The sequence below is a fragment of the Bradyrhizobium sp. Leo170 genome, from assembly GCF_004296405.1.
Classification (GTDB): Bacteria; Pseudomonadota; Alphaproteobacteria; order Rhizobiales; family Xanthobacteraceae; genus Bradyrhizobium.
Genome location: NZ_PSRR01000411.1, coordinates 1 through 6,863 on the forward strand (window position 1 = coordinate 1; position 6,863 = coordinate 6,863).

The window sequence follows — 6,863 nt, forward strand, 5'->3', positions numbered from 1 at the left end:
GACGGGTAAGCCACTCCAGACGGCATGCGGCTTCGACGGCGCTCTTGCCTTCACAGATAGCCGCCGCAACAGCTTCGATCTGGTGCTCAGTCATTTTGCGGAGAGTTTCGGTACGGGACTCGTCACCCATCGTGCAGCACTCCCGTGCGGAACAAACGTTGTGAGCTTAGCAGTTCCATTTGCTAAGTTCCCTGCGAGACTGACAGTTGTCCTCCAAACCATCTGGCGTTGCCGCGAGGGTGTTCGCCGGGCGGAACACCTGGTTCGCATTGCGTTCGCCAAACGTACCAGTGGAGAACAGTCGCCTGAGGCGGGCTGCACGGGAATCACAATGCACGATAGTTAAAGGGCAGCCCGGCACTTCAGCCGAACCGCGCCCTATCTGAACGTCTGTCAGTCCAACCGGCTGACTGCCCCACGCCTCATCGTCATCCGCCGTCCGAACTCGAACGTCTTCGGCTCTGGCTTCGAGTCGCCCCGCTTGTACACACTCACAGGTTTTCGAGGCCCTCGTCCTTGCCGCCGCCTTCACACACAGCGAGCTATGCGGGATTTTGGGTGACGAGGTGATCCGGGGGACGTCGTTTGCCGGCATTGGATGACCTCGATGCCGTCATTGAATCTGACACCCGCGATCAGCTTCGGCAACTGATTTGTGCCTTTGAGCCGCCGCCAGGCTTTTGATGCGGCGATCACCAGCTTGCGCGACAACGAGCCGCGCACCGTTCTGTGCCGCACGGTGCGAAGTGCTCTCGATGGGGTTGGTAATCGGTATGAGATGTCTCGGTGCCAACGTTCCGCTGCGGTGTGCAACATCGTGGCGTATGGTGCGACCATCGGGACAGAGCCACCGGGAGCACGGTGCGGGCAGGCCGATACACACGATTGGCCAAGAGCTCGCGTCAGTAGCTGGCCGCCTCTGCGACTCGCCCGGTTGCGCCGAGAGCGCGAATCCGTAGTTGTCGTGTCGCCCGCAGCTCCCGTCATGTGTCTGGCAGAGACGCGAATGCGACGCTGATTGGTATTGATGTCCAGCGAACCTTCGGGAAATTGTTGGGAGAACGGCAGGCTTCGACATGCACGCCGCATTGATGACGCGGACTGCGCTGCAGGGATTTGGCAAGACCCTGTTGGCCAGTGAGAAGTTGTGCTCGAAGCGACCGGCAACAGCATGGCGGTCTCGCGAGTGCTGGCGCCATTTGTGGCGCGGGTGATCATCGCTAATCCGTTGCAGGTGAAGGCGATCGCCCAGGCCTACGTCAAGACCGAGAAGATCGATGCTGGCACGCTCGCCAGTCTGCAGGCGGCGGATACCTGCCGCAGATCTGGACGCCTGACGCGAAGACCAAACGCAAGCGCAGACTGGTGGCACGGCGCTACCAGGTCGTGCGGCATCGCACGCGGCTCCAGGACGAGGTGCATTCGATCCTGCACGCACACTTGATCCCGAAGTGTCCACATGCCGATCTTTTCAACGCCCGCGGCCGGGCGTGGTTGGCCACTCACAAGTTGCCGGACGATGAGCGAGCGGCCATCGATCGGCACGTCCGTGAGCTTGACCGGCTGCGGAAGATCTGCCCTGCTCGACCGCGACATCGCGCAGGACGCAATTGAGGATTCCGCGGTCAACAGACTGATGACGATCACTGGCGTGAATCTGGCGGTCGCCGCCGGCATCGTGGCGGCGATCGGCGACATCAGCCGGTTCAACAGCGCGCAGAAGCTGGTGAGCTATGTCGGGCTGAACCCGCGGGTGCGGCAAGTCGCCACTGGGAGCCGCCCATCACGGCCGTATTAGCAAGATCGGCCGCAGTCATGCGCGCGCCATGCTGGTCGAGGCGGCCTGGTCAGCCGCCAAGGCGCCGGTCCACTGCATGTGTTTTTTCGTAATGCCGGTTCTGGCCGCGGCGGACGATCCTAGCGATAGGCTATAGCACGTGGGGTTAACTCCAGGGCCGCACCCCCATCTCACAGGTCGTCCGTCAAGGTGAGTCCTAGTGGCTCCAAAATCTCGCTGGCGGAGGATCCGGAGCTTTGGCTATGCCAACGTATAGCTTTCGAAGGAATTCCTCCGCTGCCATTTTTGAGGCCGACGCGATGACTGGGGCAGGCTAGGCGACGCTATGGGAGGCCATACAGTTGGTCACACTCAAACCTGTTCAAATGAGTTTCGCCATCCTGATTGGGACTGTACTGCGCATTCCAGAACACGAACGCGGAGATCGCAAAAAAAGCTTGGCAATGCGCTCAGCACGGTACAGCCTGGCCAGGGCTGGCGGATAGTTCTTCTCCAGAACCGCATAAATTGACTTCAACAACCAGGCAACCAAAAGCCAGCGCCGCCACGCTGTCCGCGATTTAGCGAAACTACTGTCCGTTAGTTAGCGAAAGCCGTGTTGTTGATCTGGATCGAGCCGTCTTGCAGTTGCTGGCGCCCGATCGAAGAGGCATCGCCGACGATTGACAGCAATAGCGCCGAGCCGAAGCGCTCCCAGAAGTGCGTGTCGATGTCGCCGTCGAACCCTGCGCGACCGAGCGCATCCGTGGCGGGGGAGGCCAGCGCCACGATGACACCTGTCGGCGTCTTGGCGCGAGCCCATAGAACGAACATCCGTTTGGAGCCGCGCCGGACATTGCCGCGATATTCGCCAACGACTTGCGTGCCCTTTTCCATGAGCACAACGTTGCCGGAATCCGACATCACGTCGCGCAGCACGACGCAGGAGACGAAGCCGGCCACATCCGACGACATTGCGGGCTCGAGCACGCAAGGGATTGATGTTCCCTGGGTAACCAGAAGATTGCGATTGGTCAGCCGCGCCGCCCGCACGCCCTCGATGGCCGTGGGTTTGAGCTTGTCGGCAAGCTCATTGCGTGGCTCGGCCCGCCCGAAATCATAGGGATTCACGGAGACACCTCCGGTCGGGTCGTTGCGGGCCGAACGTCCCGATGCGACCGGCCGATTATAGGCCAGCACCGGTGCGCGCCGCGCGCTTTCGAGCATCTGGTCGGGAACCGGCGCGGGGGCCGTCGGCGTGGCTGAGATAGGTGCGACCGGAATGGATGCCGTGGTGACCGGTGCGGCGGGTGTTTCCGCGACGGGCTCGAAGGCCGCCGCCTGGCGGATCATGAGCTTTCGGGCCGAATCCGTGACCGGCTTATCGCTTTTCCAGGTCCCTAGATGATCAGAAAGGCGAATGCGGTAAGCGCGAGCGCGCCGAGGCCGCGTTTGAGCATTGCTGTTCGACCATTGTCCGCTCCTCCCGCCGAGCAGCCCCTTTGTCACGATCCCGACGCCCTCCTGGGGCCGCCGACTGATTGTTCATCTTCGAAGTCCTATCCGTGGTAAGCGCCGGGGAAAACCATGTCCTGGTCGACGAGGACGTTGAACACATAGCCCGGTCGAATCTCCAGTGTGGGCTGGACGTTCAGGTTCTTGCTAATCGTCTGTTCGGCGACCCGGCCAAAGGTCTCGGCAAAGCTGTTTCGCGCGGCATCTGCGGGTGTCTGCCGATATGAATACGGCGAGCTCGCCGGCACCGACATATCGATGCCCGCACCGATCGCGGCAATGAGGATCGCCGAGCCGAACACCTGGAAATAATGATTGTCGACCTGATCATTGAAGCCACCATAGCCTTCCGCGTCCGTGCCTGCCATGCCTCCGATCTGCAACGTCGAGCCGTTCGGGAAGATGATGTCAGTCCAGACGACAAGGACGCGGCTTTGCCCGAATGAAATCTTGGAATCGTACCGTCCCAACAGTTTGGCGCCCTGCGGGATCAGCAGTTGATGCCCTGTGGCGCTGTCGTAGACGTTCTGGCTGACCTGGGCGGTGATGCGCCCGGGAAGATCGGAATTGATGCCGGTGATCAGCGTCGCTGGAATGACGGAGCCGCGTTTCAATTCGTAGGCGGATGTCGGCGCGACCACCTTGTTGGGTAGGTAGCCGAGTTTCTTGAGGTCCGCGTTGAAGAAATCCTCTTTCGCCGCTTGCCCGTTCGGATCGATGTTCTGCATGCCAAAGCCGGCACGCAGCGCCGCCGCGTAAAGGTCGGACGCGCCGCCTGTAAGACCGCGTGGCGTCGTCGTTGTTGATTGTGGTGCATTGCTCACGGGTGCGCTCGATGTTTGCAGCTTGCTGACATTGACGGCGAGCGGTGAGTCATAGGCGGCATCGTTGGCCTGCACGCGGGCCATACGCTGGCGTTGCCGCTCGCGCAGATATTGTTCTTGCGCCTCGCGCTCGAGACGCGCCCGCCATAGTGCGTCGGGTTCGAGCTGCGGGCCGGCCGCCGCCTCGGTCTGTTGTCGGCCGGAGAAGGGATTGCCTGCCGGCTTTCGTCTGTCCGGCTGCGGGGGTGCCGGCTGAAAGGTCTGTGCCTCTTGATCGCCGATGATTCCGTTAGCGACGCCCTTCTTCAGTTGATCGGCATAAGTCGATGCCGAGTTCGATGAGGCGGTGTCGATGCCGGCCTCGCGACGGAAGTACAGACCGCGCGAGGTCAAGCCGTAGAAGATGACAGCGAAGAACACGATCACCAGCACGATGGCGACGATGATCGGCAGCCGGTTCAGGCGACGGATTCCCCTGCCCTCCGCTCCCTCCGGAGCGCCGCCGAGCTTCAGCGATTGCGCCATGATGACCCCCTTTACCCGCGCTGCATAACGGAGAGCGGGCTGGCCGGCGATGCGCCAGCGGCGGTTGCGCTATAAGCACGGCCGAGCTCGACGCTGCCGGTCGACAAGCGCGCCAGGACCTGACCGTTGTAGGACTCGATCACATAGGCGAGTGGAATGGTCTTCTCGCCCTTGGTCTTCTGATCGGTCGCGACCGCATATCCCCAGCTCTTGAGCGACGTCTCCAGCGCCTGGCCGAAGGGCGTGCCGTCGGGCTTTAGGATGATGGTGCGATCGCCGGGCCCGACCTGCTCGGCAAATTTCGTCACCATGTCGCCGGCGATCGCAGAAGCCGCGGGACTGGACAGATCTGATGGCGCCGAGCTCGCCACCAGGGCGCCGCCGCCGCCGAAGGTCGCGCAGCCGGCGAGCGGCAGGCTGAGCACGGAGAGAAGGACAAGCCGAGGCATCGAGGAGAGCTGGCGCATCATCAACCTCCCCTCCGGATCGTCACTTTGTCTTGGTTCCAAAAGCCAACGCCGGAGACCAGAATGGCGGTGTCGATCTGATAGTCGACCACCATCATGTCGCCCTTCAGCCGATAGTTGACGATGCGGTTCTGACCGCCCGACACGACGAACAGGACCGGTGCATCCTGGCCCGAGAGCGACGATGGAAACTGGATGTAGGTCTTCACGCCGTCGCTGTAGACGCGCGTTGGCCGCCAGGACGCGTTGCCGCTCACGCTGTAGGCGAAGCTCAACTGCTCGGCGGGAACACCGGCGCCTGGAATCGTGTCGGCGCCAATGCGCGCGTTGACGTCCGCGAGGCGGACGCCGACATCCTCTGGATATTCAAAGCCGACGCGCGCCATGTATTGGGTCGCATTCGACTTGAGCTGGATGTGATAGGTTCGCCGCGAGGTCGTCACCACCATCGAGGTGACGAGCCCTGGCTCCGACGGTTTGACGATCAGGTGGATGGCTTGTCCGCCGACCGCTCCGGACGTCGCCGGTTCGACCTTCCAGCGTACGGTATCGCCAACCAGCACATCGCGCACGACCTCACCGGCCTCGAGCTCGATGTCGCAGACCTCGAGCGGCGAGCAGACGACGGAGGGCTGGACCTCGCCGAACAGGAAGACGACCTTGCCGTCCTTTCCGCGCGTCACAAGGCCGGTCGATCCGCGCCACTGGCTCGAAATTCTTGTGCCCTTTCGCTCCTTGGCGTTCATTGCCTGCGCGTGTGCGCTGACATTGGCAAGCAGCAAGCCGAAGGCGGATGCCGCGAGAACAACGCATGTATGAAGTCTGATCATGTTTGGGTGCATCGGCGTCCCCGCCCCTTTCATAGTTGCGCCGTCCAGTCGAAATCGCGCAGGTAGAGACCGATCGGATTGAGCCGGATGGTCTGCTCGTCCTGGGGCGGAGTCAGCGTGACAGTGGCGATGCCGCGAAAGCGGTGCTCGCCGGTTTCCTTACCTTTCCTGTCGCGCTCGAATTCAGTCCAGTCGATCTGATAGGACTGGTTGGACAGAGCGACGATGTTGTTGACCTCGACGGCGACCGTCGTCGTCTTGGCCTTCTCGAACGGCGAGTTGCTCCGGAACCAATCATTGATCTTCTGCGTGGCGGGATCGGAGGTCCGCAGCAGCGCGTAGGTCCGATCGATATATTGCTTCTGCACGACCGCATCGGGCGTCACCGATCGGAAGTTCGAGACGAAGCTTCCGAGCGTCGCGCGCACCACCCGCGGATCCGCATATTCGATCTGCTGCGGATAGCCGGCGCTCAAGGCGGTCCCAAGCTTGTCGACTTCGACGATATACGGGACGAGCTTGACCTGCGTGCTCTGGAACAACGCGTAGGCGAAGCCGATCACCGCCATCACCATGGCGACAATGCCGATGGTGCGCCACGTCGCGGCCGCTTTTACGTAGGAGCCGTAGCGCTCGTTCCATTCCTGTCGGGCGGCGAGATAGGGGTTGTCGGGCGGATTGCGCGCGGCCATTCGAGAAAGGGTCTCCACTGATCACCTATTGGGTTGAATCGGTTCAAGTCTTTCCAGTCGATTGTCGCTGCGAGCGCCGCTGATCGAGCTTGGCGTTGGCGAGGCCGAGCGTCGACGTACCAAAGGAGCCTGGCGCGCCGATGGCCTGGTCGCGCGCGGCGGAGGCGAGCGCGCCGCCCGCCGAGCCGATGCCTTGCGTCATGGCCTTGAGGGCGGCTGCGCCAAACGAGGCG

Annotated in this window: 8 protein-coding genes and 2 pseudogenes; 3 read left to right on the plus strand and 7 right to left on the minus strand. The window is 62.2% G+C overall.

Annotation, left to right across the window (positions count from 1 at the left end):
* Nucleotides 1-528: 528 nt before the first annotated feature.
* Nucleotides 529-766, minus strand: a pseudogene (locus CWO89_RS38740) (hypothetical protein); the annotation flags it as partial.
* Between the two features lie 381 nt (nt 767-1,147).
* On the opposite strand from CWO89_RS38740, the gene CWO89_RS48480 reads away from it, so the two are divergent.
* From CWO89_RS48480 to CWO89_RS48980, 3 genes are all read left to right on the plus strand, one after another.
* Complete coding sequence (locus CWO89_RS48480) at nt 1,148-1,444, plus strand: hypothetical protein (RefSeq protein ID WP_245475161.1); 297 nt, start codon at nt 1,148-1,150, stop codon at nt 1,442-1,444.
* Nucleotides 1,445-1,519: 75 nt separating this feature from the next.
* A complete protein-coding gene (locus tag CWO89_RS48485; RefSeq protein ID WP_245475160.1) occupies nt 1,520-1,798 on the plus strand; it encodes a transposase in 279 nt (92 codons plus the stop codon).
* 4 nt (nt 1,799-1,802) lie between these two features.
* On the plus strand, nt 1,803-1,934 hold the full coding sequence (locus tag CWO89_RS48980; protein ID WP_283813348.1) for a hypothetical protein: 132 nt from the start codon (nt 1,803-1,805) through the stop codon (nt 1,932-1,934).
* 443 nt (nt 1,935-2,377) lie between these two features.
* On the opposite strand, the gene CWO89_RS38750 is transcribed toward CWO89_RS48980, so the two are convergent.
* The 6 genes and pseudogenes from CWO89_RS38750 to CWO89_RS38775 all read right to left on the minus strand — a co-directional run.
* Nucleotides 2,378-3,130 carry a TrbI/VirB10 family protein gene (locus CWO89_RS38750; protein ID WP_245475159.1) on the minus strand — a complete coding sequence of 251 codons (753 nt, stop codon included), beginning with the start codon at nt 3,128-3,130 and terminating at the stop codon, nt 2,378-2,380.
* A 206-nt stretch (nt 3,131-3,336) separates the two neighbouring features.
* Nucleotides 3,337-4,641 carry an IncP-type conjugal transfer protein TrbI gene (gene trbI / locus CWO89_RS38755; protein ID WP_130583601.1) on the minus strand — a complete coding sequence of 435 codons (1,305 nt, stop codon included), beginning with the start codon at nt 4,639-4,641 and terminating at the stop codon, nt 3,337-3,339.
* Between the two features lie 11 nt (nt 4,642-4,652).
* Nucleotides 4,653-5,108 carry a conjugal transfer protein TrbH gene (trbH, locus tag CWO89_RS38760; protein ID WP_130231275.1) on the minus strand — a complete coding sequence of 152 codons (456 nt, stop codon included), beginning with the start codon at nt 5,106-5,108 and terminating at the stop codon, nt 4,653-4,655.
* Nucleotides 5,109-5,110: 2 nt separating this feature from the next.
* Nucleotides 5,111-5,938 (minus strand): P-type conjugative transfer protein TrbG, encoded by an 828-nt coding sequence (trbG, locus tag CWO89_RS38765; RefSeq protein ID WP_245476774.1) that lies wholly within the window; start codon nt 5,936-5,938, stop codon nt 5,111-5,113.
* A 29-nt stretch (nt 5,939-5,967) separates the two neighbouring features.
* Nucleotides 5,968-6,630: a conjugal transfer protein TrbF gene (locus CWO89_RS38770; RefSeq protein ID WP_130583603.1), complete on the minus strand. Its 663-nt coding sequence runs from the start codon at nt 6,628-6,630 to the stop codon at nt 5,968-5,970.
* A gap of 43 nt (nt 6,631-6,673) precedes the next feature.
* Nucleotides 6,674-6,863: pseudogene (locus CWO89_RS38775) on the minus strand (P-type conjugative transfer protein TrbL); the annotation flags it as partial.

What these genes read in the sequence shown, in the direction of transcription:
- CWO89_RS48485 (WP_245475160.1), top strand. Translation starts at nt 1,520, where the DNA reads ATGAGCGAGCGGCCATCGATCGGCACGTCCGTGAGCTTGACCGGCTGC.
- CWO89_RS38750 (WP_245475159.1), bottom strand. Translation starts at nt 3,130, where the DNA reads ATGATCCGCCAGGCGGCGGCCTTCGAGCCCGTCGCGGAAACACCCGCC.
- trbI (WP_130583601.1), bottom strand. Translation starts at nt 4,641, where the DNA reads ATGGCGCAATCGCTGAAGCTCGGCGGCGCTCCGGAGGGAGCGGAGGGC.
- trbH (WP_130231275.1), bottom strand. Translation starts at nt 5,108, where the DNA reads ATGCGCCAGCTCTCCTCGATGCCTCGGCTTGTCCTTCTCTCCGTGCTC.
- trbG (WP_245476774.1), bottom strand. Translation starts at nt 5,938, where the DNA reads ATGATCAGACTTCATACATGCGTTGTTCTCGCGGCATCCGCCTTCGGC.
- CWO89_RS38770 (WP_130583603.1), bottom strand. Translation starts at nt 6,630, where the DNA reads ATGGCCGCGCGCAATCCGCCCGACAACCCCTATCTCGCCGCCCGACAG.